This window comes from Paraburkholderia caffeinitolerans (assembly GCF_902859945.1).
Lineage (GTDB): Bacteria > Pseudomonadota > Gammaproteobacteria > Burkholderiales > Burkholderiaceae > Paraburkholderia > Paraburkholderia caffeinitolerans.
The window spans coordinates 64,025-83,844 of sequence record NZ_CADIKL010000001.1 but is presented as its reverse complement, the minus strand read 5'-3'; the positions used below and the strand labels follow the sequence as shown (position 1 = coordinate 83,844).

Below are 19,820 nucleotides of genomic sequence, written 5' to 3'. Positions count from 1 at the left end.
AAGCCGCACTTGCGTGCCCGGCGTGCGCGCCGCGAGCCGGTGCGCACGCCGAAATGCAGGACGCATGATCCATGCGGGCCTGCCCCGGGTTGCCAGAGTGAGGCGCGTCAGTACAATCGAGCGAACCACAACGACAAACGCGCCATGGAAATCATGGAAGAGGACGATATCGTCGCGACCTGGTCCGAGCGCATTCGCGCGGCCACCGCGGACGGACGCACGCTGCGCATACGCGGCGGCGGCACGAAAGACTGGTATGGCCAGACACTCGAAGGCGAGGTTCTGGACACGCGCTCGCACCGGGGCATCGTTTCTTACGACCCAGCCGAGCTCGTCATCACCGCGCGCGGCGGCACGCCGCTGATCGAGATCGAGCATGCGCTCGCGGCGCACGGCCAGATGCTCCCCTTCGAGCCGCCCCACTTCGGCCCGCAGGCCACCTTCGGCGGCTGCGTCGCCGCCGGCATTGCCGGGCCGCGCCGCGCGAGCGCGGGCGCCGCGCGCGACTTCGTGCTGGGTGCGGTCGTCATGAACGGCCACGGCGAGGTGCTGCACTTCGGAGGCCAAGTCGTGAAGAACGTGGCCGGATACGACGTCGCGCGGCTGATGGCGGGCTCGCTCGGCACGCTCGGCCTGATTCTCGAGCTCTCGGTGAAGGTACTGCCCGTTGCGCAGGCCGAGACCACGCTCAAGTTCGACATGAACGGCACGGACGCCGTGCGCAAGCTCAACGAATGGGGCGGCCGGCCGCTGCCGATGACCGCGAGCGCCTGGCGCAATGGCACGCTGGCCGTGCGCCTTGCGGGCGCGGAGGCCGGCGTGAAGGCCGCGCGCACCCTGCTGGGCGGCGAAGTCGTGGACGCCGTGGAAGCCGAGCGCTTCTGGGCGGGACTGCGCGAGCAGACCGACCCGTTCTTCGCCTCGATCGCGCCGGACGCCGCGCTGTGGCGTCTCGCCCTGCCCTCGATTGCCGAACCGCTGCAGCTGCCGGGCACACAATTGATGGAATGGGGCGGCGCGCAGCGCTGGTGGATTACCGAAACCGACGCGCAAACGGTGCGCATCAGCGCGAAGCAGGCCGGCGGCCATGCCACGATGTTCCGCACGGGCAACAACTACGACCGCAGCGCCGGCGTATTCACGCCCCTGCCCGCGCCGCTCATGAAGATCCACCGCGGCCTGAAGGCTGCGTTCGACCCGGCCCGCATCTTCAATCGCGGGCGCCTTTATTCCGACTTCTGACAAGACCCTCACGCCGCAATGCAGACGAACCTCGCGGACTTCATTCGCAACACTCCCGACGGCGACGAAGCCGACGCGATCCTGCGCAAGTGCGTGCACTGCGGCTTCTGTACCGCGACCTGCCCGACCTACCAGTTGCTCGGCGACGAGCTCGACGGCCCGCGCGGGCGCATCTATCTGATGAAACAGATGGTGGAAGGCGCACCCGTCACAAAGAGCACACTCACGCACCTGGACCGCTGCCTGACCTGCCGCAGCTGCGAAACCACCTGCCCTTCCGGCGTGCAATACGGCCGGCTCGTGGAAGTGGGCCGCAAGCACGCCGAACAGATGGTGTCGCGCCCGTTGCGCCAGCGCCTCGTGCGCCGCTTCCTCGCGGGTTTCCTGCCGAACCGCATGCTGTTCTCGCCCACCATGCGCGTCGCCCAGCAAGTGCGCGCACTGCTGCCGCGCCGCCTGCGCGACAAGGTGCCGGTGCGCCAGCGCCCGCTCGCATGGCCCACCACGAAGCACGCGCGCAAGATGCTGATGCTCGCGGGATGCGTGCAGCCTTCGATGATGCCGAACATCAACGCGGCCACGGCGCGCGTGCTCGACGCGCTCGGCATCGAAACCGTGGTGGCGCCTCAAGCCGGTTGCTGTGGCGCGATCCGCCTGCATCTGGGTTACGTGGACGACGCGCTTCACGACGTGCGCGCGAACATCGACGCCTGGTGGCCCTACGTCGAGCAAGGCGTGGAAGCGATCGTCATGAACGCCTCGGGCTGCGGCGCGACGGTCAAGGAATACGCGCACCTGCTGCGCAACGACCCGGCCTATGCGGAGAAAGCGCAGCGCATTGCCGGGCTCACGCGCGATCTCTCTGAGATCCTGCCCGCGTTCCAGGACCAGCTTCTCTCCGCCACGCGCCGGCGCGGCATTCACACCGTGGCGTATCACCCGCCCTGCACGCTGCAGCACGGCCAGCAACTGCGCGGCGGCGTGGAGAAGGTGCTCGCCGCGCTGGGTATCGACGTGCGGCTGCCCGTGGACAGCCACCTGTGCTGCGGCTCCGCAGGTACGTATTCGATTACGCAGCCGCGTCTGTCCTACACGCTGCGCAATCAGAAGGTGGAGCGGCTCAAGGCGCTGGAGCCGCAATTGATCGTTTCGGCGAACATCGGCTGCATCGCGCATCTGCAAAGCGGCACGACCATTCCGGTCACGCACTGGATCGAACTTGTGGAACATATGCTGGCAGCCAATTGAATCCCGCGATTTCGATGACGATCCAGCATAGCGAGACGCCGCTCACGCCAACAGTCGGCCATTCGGCATAGGGCTTTCGGCGGACCGTAAAGCAGATTTCACGCACCGGGTGCCGTCTGAATGGTCCGTATAATTGCCCTTTCGCACCCGTGCGCCACTTGCGGCTGAGCAACGCCTGCGCAGCCAGCCTCCATGCCGATGACCGATTTCGCCCACAATCTCGAAGCCGTCCGCCAGCGCATCGCGGCCGCCGCGCACAATGCCGGCCGCGCGCCGGAATCGGTCGCGCTGCTCGCCGTATCGAAGACCTTTCCGGCACAAGACGTGCGCGCCGCGCACGCAGCGGGCCAGCGCGCTTTCGGCGAAAACTACGTGCAGGAATCCGTCGACAAGATCGAGGCGCTCGCCGACCTGCGCGCCAGTCTCGAATGGCATTTCATCGGACCATTGCAGTCGAACAAGACACGCCTCGTGGCCGAGCGTTACGACTGGGTACATTCCGTCGACCGCCTCAAGATTGCGCAGCGCCTGTCCGAACAGCGCCCGGCAGGCATGGCGCCGCTCAACGTCTGCTTGCAGGTGAACGTGAGCGGCGAGGCCACCAAGAGCGGCGTCGCGCCGCAGGAAGCCGCGCAGGTCGCGCATGCGATCGCCGCGTTGCCGAATCTGCGTTTGCGCGGGCTGATGTCGATTCCCGAGCCCGAAGCCACGCTCGATGCGCAACGCGCGCCGCATCGGCAGTTGCGCGAGCTATTCAATTCATTGCGAGCCGATGGCCTTACGCTCGACACGCTCTCGATGGGCATGTCGGCGGATCTCGAAGCCGCCGTGCTCGAAGGCGCGACCATCGTGCGCGTCGGCACCGCCATCTTCGGCACGCGCGATTACTCTCACTGATTCACTGACGCTCACCATCACCATGAAAATTGCCTTCATCGGCGGCGGCAACATGGCCGCTGCAATCATCGGCGGCTTGATCCGCAAGGGCGTGTCCGCCAGCGACCTGTACGCGATCGATCCCAACGAAGACGCGCGCAAGCGCAGCACGGATCAGTTCGGCATCCGCACCGGCGCGGCCGCCGACGCCGCGCTCGCCGAATACGACGCGGTCCTGCTCGCGGTGAAGCCGCAGATCGCCAAGGCCGTGGCGCAATCGCTCGCGCCGCATCTGGGCGCGCATCAGGTCGTGATCAGCATCATGGCGGGCATCCGCATCGAGGATCTCTCGCGCTGGCTGGGCGGCCACGCGCGCGTCGTGCGCACGATGCCCAACACGCCCGCGCTGATCGGCATGGGCGCGACCGGCCTCTGCGCCGGCAGCGGCGTCGACGCGGCAGGCCGCGAACTGGCGTCGAACGTGCTCGGCGCGGTCAGCCAGACCGTCTGGTTCGATGACGAAAGCAAGATCGACGCCGTCACGGCCATCTCGGGCAGCGGCCCGGCCTACGTGTTCTATTTCATCGAAGCGCTCGAAGCCGCGGCCCGCGAGCTCGGCATGGATGAGCAACAAGGCCGCGCGCTCGCCATCGCGACCTTCACGGGCGCGGCGCAGCTTGCGCTGCAGTCGGATGAGCCGCCCGCCGTGCTGCGCGAGCGCGTGACGTCGAAGGGCGGCACCACCGCCGCGGCGCTCGCGTCGTTCGACGCGTCGGCCATCAAGGACGCGATCGTGCGCGGCGCGCTGGCCGCCGACGCGCGTGCGAAGGAGATGGGCGAAGAGTTCGGCAAGCAGTAACCCGCCTGGCCAACCAGGCTGGCACACGTAAAAAAAGCGCCCACGGGCGCTTTTTTTACGTCGGTCCGGGCGAAACCGGATCGCATCACATGATGCTCGCAGCGGCGTAGTGCGCCGCGATCCCCGCAAACAGCGCGCCGCCCAGCCAGTTGTTATGGCGGAACGCCGCGAAGCACGGCATGCGCTCGCGGTCTTTGATCAGCGTGTAATGGTAGACCGCGCAGCCCGCCGCTGCAGCCCAGCCGAGCCAGTACAGCGCGCCGAAGTGCTGCGTCACGCCCACCCACACATAGATGCCGAGCGTGGCCGCATAGCAGAGCATGACCGCGAGCACGTCGAAGCGGCCAAACGTGAGCGCCGAGGTGCGGATGCCGATCTTGATGTCGTCGTCGCGGTCGACCATCGCGTATTCGGTGTCGTAGGCCACCGACCAGAACACATTCGCGATGAGCATGATCCACGCGAGCATCGGCACCTGATCCTGGATGGCGGCGAACGCCATCGGAATGCCAAAGCCGAACGCGATGCCCAGATACGCCTGCGGAATCGCGAAAAAGCGCTTCGTGAACGGATACGAACCCGCCACGAACAGCGCCACCACCGAAAGCTGCTTGGTAAGCGCGTTGAGCGGCAGGATCAGGAGGAACGAGACAAACGCGAGCACGACCGCAATCGCCACCGCTTCCCATGCGTGAATGCGGCCCGACGTAATGGGTCGCTCGGCCGTGCGCTTCACATGGCGGTCGAAGTCGCGGTCGGCGTAATCGTTGATCGCGCAGCCCGCCGAGCGCATGAGCACCGTGCCCACCGTGAAAATAACGAGCAGCGACAGCGAAGGATGGCCATTCGAGGCGATCCACAGTGCGTTGAGCGTCGGCCACAGCAGCAGCAGGCTGCCGATCGGCTTGTCCATGCGGACGAGCCGCAGATAGAGCGGGAGTCGGGCGAACATGATGGGAACGGGGAAAACAATGCCGTCTATTGTAGGCGAGAGCGGCGATGCCTCGCCGCCCGCCCATCATCGGGCTCCGCATCCCGCGCTACCCGGGGCCGCCCGCATCGTGCCCGACATCGTGCCCAACATCGCGCCCGGCACCGAACCCAGAATCAGGCCAGCATCGAGCGCAGCATCCACGCCGTCTTCTCGTGCGTCTGCATGCGCTGCGTGAGCAGGTCAGCGGTCGGCTCGTCGTTAGCGGCCTCCGTCGCCGGGAAGATCGCGCGCGCGGTACGCACCACGGCTTCCTGGCCCTCCACGAGCTGGCGAATCATGTCCTCGGCGGCCGGCACGCCATCGGCTTCCGGAATCGACGAGAGCTTCGCGAAATCCTTGTAGCTGCCCGGCGCGTGCACGCCCAGCGCGCGGATGCGCTCGGCGATGGCATCCACGGCCAGCGCCAGTTCGTTGTACTGCGTCTCGAACATCAGATGGAGCGTGTTGAACATCGGCCCCGTAACGTTCCAGTGGAAATTGTGCGTCTTCAGATACAGCGTGTAGGTGTCCGCGAGCAGATGAGAGAGCCCCTGCGCGATCTTCTTGCGATCCTTGTCGCTAATGCCGATGTTCACGTGCTGCACAACAGGTTTCTTAGCCATGAGAACTCCATTTTTGTTGTTCGGGCTCAGTGGCCCATCAAGGGGACAAGATGCGCGAGCCCTTGCGCGGCGAGCGCCACGAAGCCGCTCGCCACGATCGCAAAGCCCACGGCGCGGCGCACCGTCTGCGTACCCTCGGCACGTGTGCGCGCCATTGCGGCCCCGCGGCCCGGGCCCACAGCCTTGAGTGTCATCGTCATCGTCCTGGTCATGATCGTGCTCCTGTGACGTCTTGCCTTACAGGCAGCGGCGGGCGCCCAATGCAACGCCACGCCGCCCCCTTTCTCTCTATGTTTCGCGACTACCGCGCCGCCTTGCGCGCCTCGGCGAGTGCGGCAATCGCCTCGATCACGCCTTGCGCGTAAGCCGGATCGGCGCGTCGGAAATGCTCGATCTGCCGTTGCACGATGTCGTCGGGCACGCCCTCGATGGCTCGCGCGATATTGCCGAAGAGCCGTTCGCGCTGCCCCGCATCGAACAGGCGGAACAGCGCGCCTGGCTGGCTGTAGTAGTCATCGTCCTCGCGGTGATCGTAGTGATCGACCGCTCCGGCCGCGAGCGCCGGCTCGCCGGCCTGCGGGCGCTGCACGAATTCACCTGCGCGGCTAGGCTCGTAGTTCACCGTACCGCCGAGATTGCCGTCACTGCGCAGCGCGCCGTCACGGTGAAACGAGTGGAACGGGCAGCGCGGCGCATTCACCGGAATCTGGTGATGGTTGATGCCGAGGCGATAACGCTGCGTGTCGCCATACGAAAACAAACGCCCCTGCAACAAGCGGTCCGGCGAGAAGCCGATGCCCGGCACCACGTTGGCAGGCGTGAACGCAGCCTGCTCGACATCGGCGAAATAGTTCTCCGGGTTGCGATTGAGCTCGATCGTGCCCACGTCGATCAACGGGTAATCCTTGTGCGGCCACACCTTCGTGATGTCGAACGGGTTGTACGGCACCTTGGCGGTATCGGCCTCGGGCATCACCTGAATGCGGAAATGCCACTTCGGGAAATTGCGCTTCTCGATCTCGTTGTAGAGATCGCGCTGCGCCGACTCGCGGTCCTGCGCGACCACCTGCGCCGCTTCGGCATCGGTGTAGTTCTCCACGCCCTGCGCCGACTTGAAGTGGAACTTCACGTAGAAGCGCTCGTTGTTCGCGTTGATGAACGAGAACGTGTGCGAGCCGAAGCCGTGCTGCTGCCGATAGTTCTTCGGAATGCCGCGATCGCTCATGACGATCGTGACCTGATGCAGCGACTCCGGATGACGCGACCAGAAGTCCCACGCCGCGACGTTGCTGCGCAGATTCGTGCGCGGATCGCGCTTTTGCGTGTGGATGAAGTCCGGGAACTTGAGCGGATCGCGAATAAAGAACACCGGCGTGTTGTTGCCGACGACGTCCCAGTTGCCCTCTTCCGTGTAGAACTTGATCGAGAAGCCACGCACGTCGCGTTCTGCATCGGCGGCGCCGCGCTCGCCCGCGACCGTCGAAAAGCGCATGAAAAGCGGCGTTTCCTTGCCGACTTCGCTGAACACTTTGGCTTTCGTGTAGCGCGAGATGTCGTGCGTGACCTTGAGCGTGCCGAACGCGCCCGAACCCTTTGCATGCACGCGGCGCTCGGGAATCACTTCGCGGTCGAAGTGCGCGAGCTTTTCGATCAGCCACACGTCCTGCAACAGCACCGGGCCGCGCGGGCCCGCGGTGAGCGAGTTCTGATTGTCGACGACGGGTGCGCCTGCGGCGGAGGTAAGGGTACGGTCGGTCATTCTGGACTCCTGATAAGTGCGGGGAATCGGTCAGGCGGAGAGCGCCCGGTCGACGAGCAACGAAAACGCGACAGTGCGCAGGCCCGCGATGACGCTCGTTGGGGCGGACGCTTGAACCGTTGCGGCGGCGGGGTTCGGAACGTTGGTTTGCATCGCTTTCTCCAGTTCGTCCTGAGTGGATCAGTGAAAAGAACTGTATCAAGCACTATTGATATTTGAAATTTAATTAATTTTATCTATCTAATAGACGTGACTTATTGGGGTCACACGATAGAAAGCGAAGGGGGAAAGTCAGGCGGGAGAGCATGCCCCACGCGCACCTGACGCGCGGGGCGATAAAACTTCAGGCGGACTTCAAGCGGCCTCGGCAGGCGCTTCAACCCGCTTCACGCCCGGCAGTTCGCAGGCGTGAATTGCATCGACGATAGCCTCGATCGCCGGCATGCGCGTAAAGCTCTTGCGCCAGGCGATCACGACACGGCGATCCGGCACCGGCTCGTCGAACGGCACGTAAGAAAGCAGGCCCGAATCCACGCCACCCGCATGCGGCTTCACTTCGGTGACCGACATGCGCGGCAGCACCGTGATCCCCACGCCGCTCGCCACCATATGGCGGATCGTCTCCAGCGACGAGCCTTCGAAGGTCTTCTGGATGCCGTCGGCGTTCTGCGAAAAACGCATCAGCTCGGGACAGACGCCCAGCACGTGGTCCCGGAAGCAATGGCCGCTGCCGAGCAGCAGCATGGTTTCCTGCTTGAGGTCGTCGGGGTCGATCTTCTCGCGCTGCTCCCACGCATGGCCCGAGGGCAGCGCGACCACGAACGGCTCGTCGTAGAGCGCGCGCAGCGTGAGCCCGGTTTCGGGAAACGGCAGCGCCATGATCGCCACGTCGATCTCACCCTGCTTGAGCAACTCGATCAGCTTGAGCGTGTAGTTCTCCTGGAGCATCAGCGGCATCTGCGGGACCCGCTTGATCATCTGCTTGACGAGCGTGGGCAGCAGGTACGGCCCGATCGTATAGATCACGCCCAGACGCAGCGGACCGACGAGCGGATCCTTGCCCTGCTTGGCGATTTCCTTGATCGCGAGCGTCTGTTCGAGCACGCGCTGCGCCTGCGTCACGATCTGCTCGCCAATCGGCGTCACGCTCACTTCGCTCGTGCCGCGCTCGAAAATCTGCACGTTCAACTCGTCTTCGAGCTTCTTGATCGCAACCGACAAGGTCGGCTGGCTCACGAAGCACGCCTCGGCGGCCCGTCCAAAATGGCGCTCGCGGGCAACAGCGACGATGTATTTCAATTCTGTGAGCGTCATTTCTTTGGGGACCAATCAAAAGAGGTGAATCAATAGTTTGTACTTATACACCTATGGCGACCATTCGCCAATAATCAACACCCCTATGCGGGGCGGGATCACATGAACGCTCAGACGGCGCGGCGGCGCGCGGGTTCCGCGCGTGCGAAATTTCGCTGGCGACGATGTCCGTGATCAGCCCCTGGACCTACATCAGGCCTTCAGATACTGCTCGCGCGCGCCAAGCCAGCGGTTCAGATGCTGCGTGACGACGTGCGGCCACTCGCGCAGCAGGCACTCCGCCGCGTCTCGCGCGGGGTCGATCAGCCAGGCGTCGTTTTCGAGACTCGCGAAGCGCAGCATGGCCGCGCCCGACTGGCGTGCGCCGAGGAACTCGCCGGGGCCGCGAATCTCGAGATCGCGGCGCGCGATCTCGAAGCCGTCGGTGGTCTCGCGCATGGTCTGCAGCCGCGCGCGCCCCGTGAGCGAGAGCGGTCCGCTATAGAGCAGCAGGCAGACCGACGCCGCACTGCCGCGCCCCACCCGCCCCCGCAATTGATGCAACTGCGCGAGCCCGAAGCGCTCGGCGTGCTCGATCACCATCAGCGAGGCGTTGGGCACGTCCACACCCACTTCGATCACCGTAGTCGCGACCAGCAATTGCACTTCGTTGCGTGAAAACGCGTCCATCACGGCGGCCTTGTCCGCCGACGCAAGACGTCCGTGCACGAGCCCGACCGTGAGCTCGGGAAGCGCGGCCACGAGCGTTTCGTAGGTCTCCACCGCGGTCTGCAGCTGCAGCGTCTCGCTTTCCTCGATCAGCGGGCACACCCAGTACACCTGGCGCCCCGTGAGCGCCGCCGCGCGCACCCGCGCGATCACCTCTTCGCGGCGCGCGTCGGAGATCAGCTTCGTGAGAATCGGCGTGCGGCCGGGCGGCAACTCGTCGATGGTGGAGACATCGAGGTCCGCGTAGTACGTCATGGCGAGCGTGCGCGGAATGGGCGTCGCCGACATCATCAACTGGTGCGGCTGGAACTCGCGCGCCGCCGTGGCAGTAGCCGCCGCCGTGGTTTGCTCAGGCGTCTTCGCGTTTTGGGCCTTGGCGCGCAGCGCGAGGCGCTGCTCGACGCCGAAGCGATGCTGTTCGTCGACGATCACGAGACCGAGCCGCGCGAATTCCACGGCGTCCTGAATGATCGCGTGCGTGCCGATCACGAGCTGCGCCGTGCCCAGCGCCGCGGCTTCGAGCGCGGCGCGCTTTTCCTTCGCCTTGAGGCTGCCCGAGAGCCAGGCCACCTGCACGCCGAGCGGCTCGAGCCAGCCGCGCAGCTTGCGCGCGTGCTGCTCCGCGAGAATTTCGGTGGGCGCCATGAGCGCGGCCTGATAGCCGGCGTCGATGGCCTGCGCGGCGGCGAGCGCCGCCACCACGGTCTTGCCGCTGCCCACGTCGCCTTGCAAAAGACGCTGCATCGGGTGCGGCTGTTCGAGGTCGCGCGCGATCTCCTCGACCACGCGCTCCTGTGCCCCGGTTAGCGTAAAGGGCAGCGCCGCGCGCAAGCGCGCGAGCAGCGCCGTGCTCGAATCGCGTCCGGCCACGTGACGCGTCATCGCGGGCGCGGCGCGCGTGCGGCGCTCCTCGTGCGCGCGCTTGAGCGAAAGCTGCTGCGCGAGCAGTTCGTCGAACTTGATGCGCGTCCACGCGGGGTGCGTGCCGTCGATAAACTCGTGCTCGTCGGCATCAATGGGCGGATGGTGCAGCGTGTTCACTGCCTCCATCAAAGGCGGCAGGTTCAGCGGCTCCATGAACTCGTGCGCCACCGTATCGGGCAGAAGCTCGGGCAGATGCGCACGCGCGAGCGCATTGTCGATCGCCTTGCGCAGATACGCCTGGCTCACGCCCGCCGTCGACGGATACACCGGTGTGAGCGCCTGCGGCAGTGGCGTGTCGCCTTCGACAACCTTCACCGCCGGATGCACCATCTCCATGCCGAAAAAGCCGCCGCGCACATCGCCGCGCACGCGCAAGCGCTTGCCGATCGCCATCTGCGTGACCTGCGAGCCGTAGAAGTTCAGGAAGCGCAAGTGGAGTTCGTCGCCGTTGTGATCCTGCAGCTTCACGAGCAACTGGCGGCGCGGGCGATAAGCGATCTCGTTGTCGAACACCACGCCTTCGGTCTGCGCCATGCCGCCCGGCAGCAGTTCGCCGATGGGCGTGAGCGTGGTCTCGTCCTCGTAGCGCATCGGCAGATGCAGCACCAGATCGATGTCGCTGCGCAGGCCGAGTTTGGCAAGGCGGTCGGCGGTTTTGGCGAGCTTGGGCTTGTCTTTGGCCGTGGCGCCGTCGCCGCCTTTGACTGCGGCTTTGTCCGTGGCGTTGTCCGTGGCTTTGTCGGCCGATGGCTTGCCGGCTGCGCGTTTGCGCGGCGCTGTGGCCTTCGGCGCCTGCGGCTCGCTGCCGTCCTCGGGCGCGGTCGCATCCGGGGCCGCACGCGCCCTGGCTGGCTCGCGCACGTCGTCGTGCGCTTCGCTCGTGGCATCGGCTTTGGAAATCAATCGGCTAACGGACGAGGGCATGAGCAGCTTCGCAAGTACAATATCGGCTTTCCGGCAAGGCGCAGTGCGCAGCGCGCGGCAGCCCGCTCCAGACGGGCATGTCCCGCAATCATAGCCGCTCACTGTGCGCAGGCGGCCATTGCGGCCGTATTTTGGGGCGCAACCGCGGGCCATCGCCCGACGGTTCATCGGCTCAAAAGCAGCGCGCGCCGGGTCTCAAGCCGTATTTCCGTTTCATCAGGCCGTATGTTCAAGCTTTCCGATTTCGACTTCGATCTTCCTCCCGAACTGATCGCGCAAGCCGCCCTGCCCGAGCGCAGCGCGAGCCGTCTGCTGGAGGTTAATAACACCACGCAACCCGCGCGCCTCACCGACCGCCGCTTCGCGGAGCTGCCCGCATGCATCGCGCCCGGCGACCTGCTCGTGTTCAACGATACCAAGGTGCTCAAGGCGCGCTTCTTCGGCCAGAAGGCCAGCGGGGGCAAGATCGAGGTGCTCGTCGAGCGCCTGACCGGCGCGCGCACGGCACTCGCGCAGATCCGCGCGAGCAAGAGCCCGGGGCCCGGCACGGTGCTGCGTCTGGCCGATGCGTTCGACGTCACCGTGGGCGAGCGCGTGGAGCCGTTCTACACGCTGCACTTCCCCGACGACTGCCTCACGCTGATCGAGCAATTCGGCCGCCTGCCGCTACCGCCCTATATCACGCACGACGCCGACGCGAACGACGAAACGCGTTACCAGACCGTGTTCGCGCAAAATCCGGGCGCGGTGGCCGCGCCCACGGCGGGCCTGCATTTCGACGACGCGCTCCTCGCACAGCTCGACGCGCAAGGCGTGGAGCGCGCGACGCTCACGCTGCACGTGGGCGCGGGCACGTTCCAGCCGGTGCGCGTGGAGAACATCGCCGATCACACGATGCACAGCGAGTGGTATCAGCTGCCGCAATCGCTCGTCGACAAGATCGCGGCCACGCGCGCACGCGGCGGTCGCGTGATCGCGGTGGGCACCACCTCGATGCGCGCGCTCGAAGCCGCCGCGCGCGACGCCGCGAACGCGGGCCGCGAACTCGCCGCCACGTCCGCCGAGACCGACATCTTCATCACGCCGGGATACAAATTCCGTGTGGTGGACCGGCTCGTCACGAACTTTCACCTGCCGAAATCGACGCTCCTGATGCTGGTTTCGGCGTTCGCGGGCATCGAGACGATTCGCGCCGCGTACCGTCACGCGATCGAAGAGCGCTATCGCTTCTTCAGCTATGGTGACGCGATGCTGCTCACGAGAACTGAAGACGCACTCAACAAGTAAGACGCACCGCTTTCCTGCCGCCGCGCGACATGCAAACGCGCGGCGGCGTTTCACCATCTGCGCCGGACTGTTTTCCGGTAGCACAGGAGTTACCGCATGACCGACGGTCATCAAAACAACGCACGCGCCGAACACGGCGCCTATCTGGGCGAACGCCCGCAAAACGGCCTGAAATTCGAACTGCTCGGCACCGACGGCCAGGCGCGGCGCGGCCGCGTCACGCTTAATCACGGCGTGGTCGAAACGCCGATCTTCATGCCGGTGGGCACCTACGGCACCGTGAAGGCCACCCAGCCGCGCGAACTCGAGGAGATGCAGGCGAAGATCATCCTCGGCAACACCTTCCACCTGTGGCTACGCCCCGGTCTGGAAACGATCGAGGCGCACGGCGGCCTGCATCGCTTCATGGGCTGGAACCGGCCGATCCTCACCGATTCGGGCGGCTTCCAGGTGTTCTCGCTCGGCGACCTGCGCAAGATCTCGGAAGACGGCGTGCGCTTCGCCTCGCCCGTGAACGGCGACAAGCTGTTCCTCTCGCCCGAAGTGTCGATGCAGATCCAGAAGGTGCTGAACTCGGACATCGTCATGCAGTTCGACGAGTGCACGCCCTACGCGACCAACGGCGTGCCGACCACGCACAAGGAAGCGGCCGACTCCATGCGCATGTCGATGCGCTGGGCGCAGCGCTCGATCGACGAGTTCAACCGTCTTGGCAATCCGAATGCGCTGTTTGGCATCGTGCAGGGCGGCATGTTCGAGGACCTGCGCGACGAATCGCTCGCCGGCCTCGCGCAGATGCCGTTCCACGGCTATGCGATCGGCGGCCTTTCGGTGGGCGAGCCCAAGGAAGACATGATGCGCGTGCTCGAATACATCGCGCCGAAGCTGCCCGCCGACAAGCCGCATTACCTGATGGGCGTGGGCACGCCGGAAGACCTGGTGGCGGGCGTGGCCTCGGGCGTCGACATGTTCGACTGCGTGATGCCCACGCGCAACGCGCGCAACGGCTGGATCTTCACGCGCTTTGGCGACATCAAGATCCGCAACGCCGTGCACCGCAACTCGCTGCGCCCGCTCGACGAGCAATGCGGCTGCTACACCTGCCGCAACTTCACGCGCGGCTATCTGCACCATCTGCACCGCGTGGGCGAGATCCTCGGCGCGCAGCTCAACACGATTCACAACCTGCACTACTACCTCGAACTGATGAACGAAATGCGCACCGCCATCGAAACCAGGACGTTCGAGGCGTTCAGGAAGCGTTTTGCCGAAAATCGCGCGCGCGGCGTGGATTGAGCGCTGCGCCCCAAGCATCTCGAAACGAGGTGGCGCTTTCGAAGCTTTCCGATATCGGAATACGGCGGGCGCCGCCAGACTTTACAATCGCCTTTCGCTCGTCGGCGCTTCTTGGGTGCTTTCCTGCCCGGTCCATCGCGTCGTATCCCGCCCAGGCGGGCAAATACGTGATAACAGCTTGATCGGAAAGCCCATTTTGCGCCCTCGTCGCGTATCTTGCCGGTGGTAGAATAACCGGCTCGCTTTTTGATCGTATCTTTGATCGTAGTGATCGTATAAACGGAGAGACCAACGTGTCGTTCATTTCCAATGCCTTCGCCCAAGGCTCCGCAGTCGGCAGCGCAGAATCGAGCCTCATGAGCTTCCTGCCGCTCATTCTGATGTTCGCCGTGCTGTACTTCATCATGATTCGTCCGCAGATGAAGCGCCAGAAGGAACACCGCAACATGCTCGCCGCCATGGCCAAGGGCGACGAAGTCATCACGAGCGGCGGCATCGTCGGCAAGGTGACCAAGGTTAGCGAAGCCTACGTCGGCGTCGAAATCTCGGACGGCACGGAAATCACCGTGCAGAAGTCGTCGGTCTCGACCATCCTGCCGAAGGGCACGATCAAGTCGCTGTAAGCCTCCAGCGATTGTCTTCTCCAGGCTGCTGCCAAACCGGCGGCCTTGTGCGTCCGGCCCCGCCCCTGAAGTGTCCCTGACACGCCCGTCATAGGCATCGTGAAGGCTCGGTCGGACGCATGCACATCGTGCAGGCCATTTCCCTCCCCCGTTGGGCCAAGCAATGAACCGTTACCCCCTCTGGAAATATGTCGTGATGCTGGTGGCGCTCGTCATCGGCCTCGTGTACACATTGCCCAATTTCTTCGGCGAAGCGCCGGCGGTCCAGGTATCGAGCGGCAAAGCCACCGTGAAGCTGGACTCGGGCACGCTCGCGCAGATCGAAGCCGCGCTCCCCGCGAACAACATCAAGGCCGACGAAGTCACGTTCGACAACTCGTCGCTGAACGCGAACATCCGCGTGCGCGTCGCCGACACGGACACGCAGCTGCGTCTGAAGGACGTGCTCGCGAAGACGCTGAACCCCGACCCGACCGACCCGAGCTATATCGTCGCGCTGAACCTGCAAAGCGCCTCGCCCCGCTGGCTGACGGCGCTGCACGCGCTGCCGATGTACCTCGGTCTGGACCTGCGCGGCGGCGTGCACTTCCTGCTGCAGGTCGACATGAACGGCGCGCTCAACAAGAAGCTCGACTCCGACGCTTCGGACGCACGCACGATCCTGCGCGACCGCAACATCCGCGACGGTGGCGTGAACCGCGTCAACCAGAGCGTCGTGATCAACTTCGCCGACCCGGCCGTGGCCGAGCAGGCGCGCAAGGTGCTCTCGGGCGCGAGCGGCGTCGCCGAACTCGTCTGGGCCACGCAGAACGCGCCCGATGGCAGCGTGCAGCTCGTCGGCACCTTCACGCCGGCCGTGAAGAAGTCGGTGCAGGACGCCGCGCTCAAGCAGAACATCACCACGCTGCATAACCGCGTGAACGAACTCGGCGTGGCCGAGCCCGTGATCCAGCAGCAAGGCGACGACCGCATCGTGGTCGAGCTGCCCGGCGTGCAGGACACCGCGAAGGCGAAGGACATCATCGGCCGCACGGCCACGCTCGAAGCGCGCCTCGCCGACCCGAACGGCTTGCATCCGAACCCGTCCGACCCGGTGCCGCCCGGCGACGAGCTCTTCACGCAAGGCAACGTCGGTCCCGTGCTGCTGCGCAAGCAGGTGATCTTCACGGGCGACCGCATCATCGACGCTTCGGCGGGCTTCGACGAGCACAACCGTCCGTCGGTCAACATCCGCCTCGACTCGGCGGGTGGGCGCTCGGTGCGCAGCGTCTCGCGCGACAACATCGGCAAGCCGATGGCGATGGTGCTGTTCGAGAAGGGCAAGGGCGAAGTGCTGACGGTGGCCACGATCCAGTCGGAACTCGGCGACCGCTTCCAGATCACGGGCCAGCCCACGCCGCAGGCCGCCGCCGACCTCGCGCTGCTACTGCGCGCGGGCTCGCTCGCCGCGCCCATGGACATCATCGAGGAACGCACGGTCGGCCCGAGCCTTGGTGCGGACAACATCCGCAAGGGTTTCGACTCGGTGGTCTACGGCTTCGCCGCGATCGCCGTGTTCATGGTCTGCTACTACATGCTGTTCGGCCTGATCTCGATGATCGGCCTCTCGGTGAACCTGCTGCTGCTGGTGGCCGTGCTCTCGATGCTGCAGGCCACGCTCACGCTGCCGGGCATCGCGGCTATCGCGCTCGCGCTCGGTATGGCGATCGACGCGAACGTGCTTATTAACGAGCGCGTGCGCGAAGAATTGCGCCACGGCGCGCCACCGCAACTGGCCATCCAGAACGGCTACGCGCACGCCTGGGCCACGATTCTCGACTCGAACGTGACCACGCTCATCGCCGGTCTCGCGTTGCTCGCGTTTGGCTCGGGCCCGGTGCGCGGCTTTGCGATCGTGCACTGCATCGGCATTCTGACCTCGATGTTCTCGGCCGTGTTCTTCTCGCGCGGGATCGTGAATCTCTGGTACGGCGGCAAGAAGAAGCTCAAGTCGCTGGCCGTGGGCCAGGTGTGGCGTCCGGAGCCGGAAGCCGGTGCGCTCGCACTGGGCGCGTCCGACACCGACACGGATCTGGGCCGCGCCATGGCGTCGGCCGCGAAGCCTCGCGAAACCGAAAAGGCCAGTGCGAAGGCCGGCGCCAAGGGCACCACCCGCGCCAAGCCGGTCGTGCGCCGCCGCAACAACCCAGGCGACCCCGGCACCCCGGGCTCGTCGCGCTGATACGGAGTCAAGAACATGGAATTTTTCCGCATCCGCAAAGACATCCCGTTCATGAAGCACGCGTTGATCTTCAACGCGATTTCCTTCATCACGTTCATCGCGGCGGTGTTCTTCCTGTTTCACCGCGGCCTGCATTTGTCGATCGAGTTCACGGGCGGCACGGTCATCGAGGTGCAGTACCCGCAGGCGGTCCCGCTCGAACCCGTGCGCGATTCGCTCACGAAGATCGGCTACAGCGACGCCCAGGTGCAGAACTTCGGCACCTCGCGCGACGTGCTGATCCGCCTGCCGATCAAGCAGGGCCTCTCCTCGGCGCAGCAAAGCGACCAGGTGATGTCCACGCTCAAGGCCGACAACGCGCAGGTGCAGTTGCAGCGCGTGGAGTTCGTCGGCCCGCAGGTCGGCAAGGAACTCGCCACGGATGGACTGATGGCGCTCGCGTGCGTGGTCGCCGGCATCATCATCTATCTGTCGTTCCGCTTCGAGTGGAAGTACGCCGTGGCCGGCGTGATCGCGAACCTGCACGACGTGGTGATCATTCTCGGCTTCTTCGCGTTCTTCCAGTGGGAGTTCTCGCTCTCCGTGCTCGCGGCGGTGCTCGCGGTGCTCGGCTATTCGGTGAACGAGTCGGTGGTTATCTTCGACCGGATTCGCGAGACCTTCAAACGCGAACGCAAGATGACCGTCATGGAAGTCATCAACCACGCGATCACGAGCACGATGTCGCGGACCATCATCACCCACGGCTGTACGGAAATGATGGTGCTCTCGATGTTCTTCTTCGGCGGCCCGACGCTGCACTACTTCGCGCTCGCGCTGACGGTGGGTATTCTGTTCGGCATCTACTCGTCGGTGTTCGTGGCCGCATCGCTCTCGATGTGGCTCGGTGTGAAGCGCGAGGACCTCATCAAGGACAAGAAAGACAAGTACGACCCGAACGATCCGAATGCGGGCGCCCAGGTTTAAACCCTGCGCTGCGTCGAATACGATCGAACGCAATGAAAAGCAAAAAGCCGGCTCTCACGAACCGGCTTTTTTTTCGCGTGTTGCCCGCCAGTTACCCGCTACTTGCGCGTAACGACGATGTGAAACTTGATCAGCACTTCGTCCGCGACGGTCGAGGTGTCCTTCCACTCTCCCGTGCCGATATCGAACGCGAGCCGATGAATGGGCAGCGTGCCGTCGAAGGTCTGCGTCGCGCCCTGCTGGGTGAGCACGACCGGCGCCACAACGGGCTGGGTGTGCCCCTTGATCGTCATGTTGCCGCTCACGCTGTACTGGTTCGGTCCCGTCGGTGTGATCGACGTGGAGACGAAGGTGGCCTGCGGGTAGGCCTTCGCATCGAACCATTCGGGACCGCGCACCGAGTCGTTGTAGCTCGGGTCGCCGAGGTCGTAGCTGCCCGTATCGACCGTCAGGCGCGCCGTGCCCGCCGCCGGCTTCGCCGGATCGAAGTTGATCTGCGCATCGAACTTCATGAATCGGCCCTCCACGGGCACGCTCATTTGCCGCGAGACCGCCACGATCGTGCTCTTGCCCGCGTCCATTTGCGCCCAGGCCGCGCCGCTCGTGGCCAGCAGCGCTGGCACCACGAGCACGCGGGTCACGATGGACACGGCGCGCGCCCGGCCTCCAGTCAAACGCGCGATTGAGTTCAATGCTTCCATGCTCTTCCCCACCCCGGGCGCCGGGAACCTCCGCCAATCGTACCCGCCGCCCGCGCGAGCTCCCTGGAGGGATGGCCGGTAACTCGGCCGCTCAGAATGAAAGATAACCTGGCGGCACGCCTGCGCGCACCTGCGGATCGCGCGTTGCGGCGCAAGCGTGATGCGACGCAACACGAGAACGCGGCAAGGCCGGCGGCGCGAAGCCGGCTTGCCCGCCTGCGCCGACGCACGACTGTTGCACAGACGCCGCGCGCAGTTGCAACAAACATGGCACACTCTCACGCCGTTCGGGCCGTGACGCGGCCCGACCCGGACCCGCGGCCCGCCGCGTCCGCTCACAGAAGGAAGCCCGTATTGCCGGCCTCCTTTGGTAACATGGCCGGCAGTGCCGATGCCGCGCCGTTGCGGCGCCAGCGCCTTTCGTTCCTTTCACGTCGTTTTGCGTCTTCTGCCCGCATGGCCCTGGACAATCTGATCGCGTGTCACGAATGCGACGCGCTCTACCAAAAGCCTCGCCTGCTCGGGCGACAGAGCGCACGTTGCACGCGTTGCGGCGCAACGCTCTATAACAGCGCGTCTTCGCAGCTCGACCGCATTTGCGCAATCACGGTCGCCGCGCTCGTCACGTTCATCATCGCCCAGTCGTTTCCCATCATCGAGCTCGATGCCAATGGGATCGTGTCGCAGTCGAGCCTGTTCGGCGCGCTCGTGGTGCTGTGGGGCGAGAACATGCAGATCGTCGCGGTGATGGTCTTTTTCGCCACGATCCTTTGCCCGCTCACGGAATTGGTCGCGCTGCTCTATGTACTCCTGCCGATCCGGCGCGGCGTCATTCCACCGGGATTCAACCTCGTGCTGCGCACGATCCAGCTCGTGCGCCCCTGGGGCATGCTCGAAGTCTTCATGCTGGGCGTGCTCATCACCGTTGTGAAGATGGTGAGCCTCGCCCGCGTGATTCCGGAAACCGCGCTGTTCGCGTTCGGCACGCTCACGCTCATGATCACCGTGGTCCTGACCTTCGACGCACGCACGCTGTGGGATATCGCCGACGACCTGCGCGAACGCCAGCGTGCCCCGCGGCTCGGCGGCGCCGGACCGGCGGACGGCGGGACGGGTTCGGGCGGCGGGCCCGAGACCGGCCCGGACAGTCCGGGCGGACCGAACCACCCGCTCGCCAGCCCCGAAATTCGCGATCCCGCCGCACCGAAGCCGCACGGCGGCAGCGCGGACGCTTCTGGCTTGAGCCCGCGATGAACCCAACGCCCCTCCAGTGCAC

The 19,820-nt window shown here is 65.4% G+C and carries 18 protein-coding genes; 10 read left to right on the top strand and 8 right to left on the bottom strand.

All coding sequences use genetic code 11. The features are described from left to right. Window positions 1-153 precede the first annotated feature (153 nt). The 4 genes from glcE (at window position 154) to proC (ending at window position 4,225) form a co-directional block, all read left to right on the top strand. Window positions 154-1,242, top strand: a complete 1,089-nt coding sequence (gene glcE, locus HV773_RS00360; protein WP_129563273.1) for a glycolate oxidase subunit GlcE — start codon at window positions 154-156, stop codon at window positions 1,240-1,242. 18 nt (window positions 1,243-1,260) lie between these two features. After that, window positions 1,261-2,490, top strand: coding sequence for a glycolate oxidase subunit GlcF (glcF, locus tag HV773_RS00355; protein ID WP_129561239.1), 1,230 nt, complete (start codon window positions 1,261-1,263; stop codon window positions 2,488-2,490). Window positions 2,491-2,688: 198 nt separating this feature from the next. Further along, window positions 2,689-3,387 (top strand): YggS family pyridoxal phosphate-dependent enzyme, encoded by a 699-nt coding sequence (locus HV773_RS00350; protein ID WP_129563272.1) that lies wholly within the window; start codon window positions 2,689-2,691, stop codon window positions 3,385-3,387. 22 nt (window positions 3,388-3,409) lie between these two features. After that, entirely contained in the window at window positions 3,410-4,225 is an 816-nt protein-coding gene (gene proC, locus HV773_RS00345; RefSeq protein ID WP_129561238.1) for a pyrroline-5-carboxylate reductase, read from the top strand. 85 nt (window positions 4,226-4,310) lie between these two features. Here proC and ubiA read toward each other — a convergent pair whose 3' ends face one another. The 7 genes from ubiA to recG all read right to left on the bottom strand — a co-directional run bounded on the left by ubiA (window position 4,311) and on the right by recG (window position 11,450). Then, window positions 4,311-5,177, bottom strand: a complete 867-nt coding sequence (gene ubiA / locus HV773_RS00340) for a 4-hydroxybenzoate octaprenyltransferase (protein ID WP_129561237.1) — start codon at window positions 5,175-5,177, stop codon at window positions 4,311-4,313. Between the two features lie 155 nt (window positions 5,178-5,332). After that, a complete protein-coding gene (locus HV773_RS00335) occupies window positions 5,333-5,821 on the bottom strand; it encodes a Dps family protein (RefSeq protein ID WP_129561236.1) in 489 nt (162 codons plus the stop codon). Window positions 5,822-5,847: 26 nt separating this feature from the next. Then, window positions 5,848-6,033: a hypothetical protein gene (locus HV773_RS00330; RefSeq protein WP_129561235.1), complete on the bottom strand. Its 186-nt coding sequence runs from the start codon at window positions 6,031-6,033 to the stop codon at window positions 5,848-5,850. 89 nt (window positions 6,034-6,122) lie between these two features. Next, a complete protein-coding gene (locus HV773_RS00325) occupies window positions 6,123-7,580 on the bottom strand; it encodes a catalase (protein WP_129561234.1) in 1,458 nt (485 codons plus the stop codon). Between the two features lie 30 nt (window positions 7,581-7,610). Beyond that, window positions 7,611-7,733: a hypothetical protein gene (locus HV773_RS37215; protein ID WP_257791184.1), complete on the bottom strand. Its 123-nt coding sequence runs from the start codon at window positions 7,731-7,733 to the stop codon at window positions 7,611-7,613. Between the two features lie 201 nt (window positions 7,734-7,934). Then, the gene (locus HV773_RS00320; RefSeq protein WP_129561233.1) at window positions 7,935-8,894 is read right to left on the bottom strand and encodes a hydrogen peroxide-inducible genes activator; all 960 of its coding nucleotides are present in this window, start codon (window positions 8,892-8,894) and stop codon (window positions 7,935-7,937) included. Between the two features lie 192 nt (window positions 8,895-9,086). Then, window positions 9,087-11,450, bottom strand: a complete 2,364-nt coding sequence (gene recG / locus HV773_RS00315) for an ATP-dependent DNA helicase RecG (protein WP_129561232.1) — start codon at window positions 11,448-11,450, stop codon at window positions 9,087-9,089. 225 nt (window positions 11,451-11,675) lie between these two features. Here recG and queA point away from each other — a divergent pair, with 225 nt between their 5' ends. From queA to secF, 5 genes are all read left to right on the top strand, one after another. Then, complete coding sequence (queA, locus tag HV773_RS00310) at window positions 11,676-12,737, top strand: tRNA preQ1(34) S-adenosylmethionine ribosyltransferase-isomerase QueA (protein WP_129561231.1); 1,062 nt, start codon at window positions 11,676-11,678, stop codon at window positions 12,735-12,737. A gap of 96 nt (window positions 12,738-12,833) precedes the next feature. Continuing rightward, window positions 12,834-14,033 (top strand): tRNA guanosine(34) transglycosylase Tgt, encoded by a 1,200-nt coding sequence (gene tgt / locus HV773_RS00305; RefSeq protein ID WP_129561230.1) that lies wholly within the window; start codon window positions 12,834-12,836, stop codon window positions 14,031-14,033. 293 nt (window positions 14,034-14,326) lie between these two features. After that, complete coding sequence (gene yajC / locus HV773_RS00300; RefSeq protein ID WP_129561229.1) at window positions 14,327-14,656, top strand: preprotein translocase subunit YajC; 330 nt, start codon at window positions 14,327-14,329, stop codon at window positions 14,654-14,656. Window positions 14,657-14,819: 163 nt separating this feature from the next. Continuing rightward, window positions 14,820-16,877, top strand: a complete 2,058-nt coding sequence (gene secD / locus HV773_RS00295; RefSeq protein WP_129561228.1) for a protein translocase subunit SecD — start codon at window positions 14,820-14,822, stop codon at window positions 16,875-16,877. 15 nt (window positions 16,878-16,892) lie between these two features. Then, on the top strand, window positions 16,893-17,843 hold the full coding sequence (gene secF, locus HV773_RS00290) for a protein translocase subunit SecF (RefSeq protein WP_129561227.1): 951 nt from the start codon (window positions 16,893-16,895) through the stop codon (window positions 17,841-17,843). Between the two features lie 98 nt (window positions 17,844-17,941). On the opposite strand, the gene HV773_RS00285 is transcribed toward secF, so the two are convergent. Next, window positions 17,942-18,424: a YceI family protein gene (locus tag HV773_RS00285; RefSeq protein ID WP_227875390.1), complete on the bottom strand. Its 483-nt coding sequence runs from the start codon at window positions 18,422-18,424 to the stop codon at window positions 17,942-17,944. A gap of 576 nt (window positions 18,425-19,000) precedes the next feature. Between HV773_RS00285 and HV773_RS00280 the strand changes: the two genes are divergently transcribed. Beyond that, the gene (locus HV773_RS00280) at window positions 19,001-19,798 is read left to right on the top strand and encodes a paraquat-inducible protein A (RefSeq protein ID WP_129561225.1); all 798 of its coding nucleotides are present in this window, start codon (window positions 19,001-19,003) and stop codon (window positions 19,796-19,798) included. The last annotated feature ends 22 nt before the right edge of the window (window positions 19,799-19,820 follow it).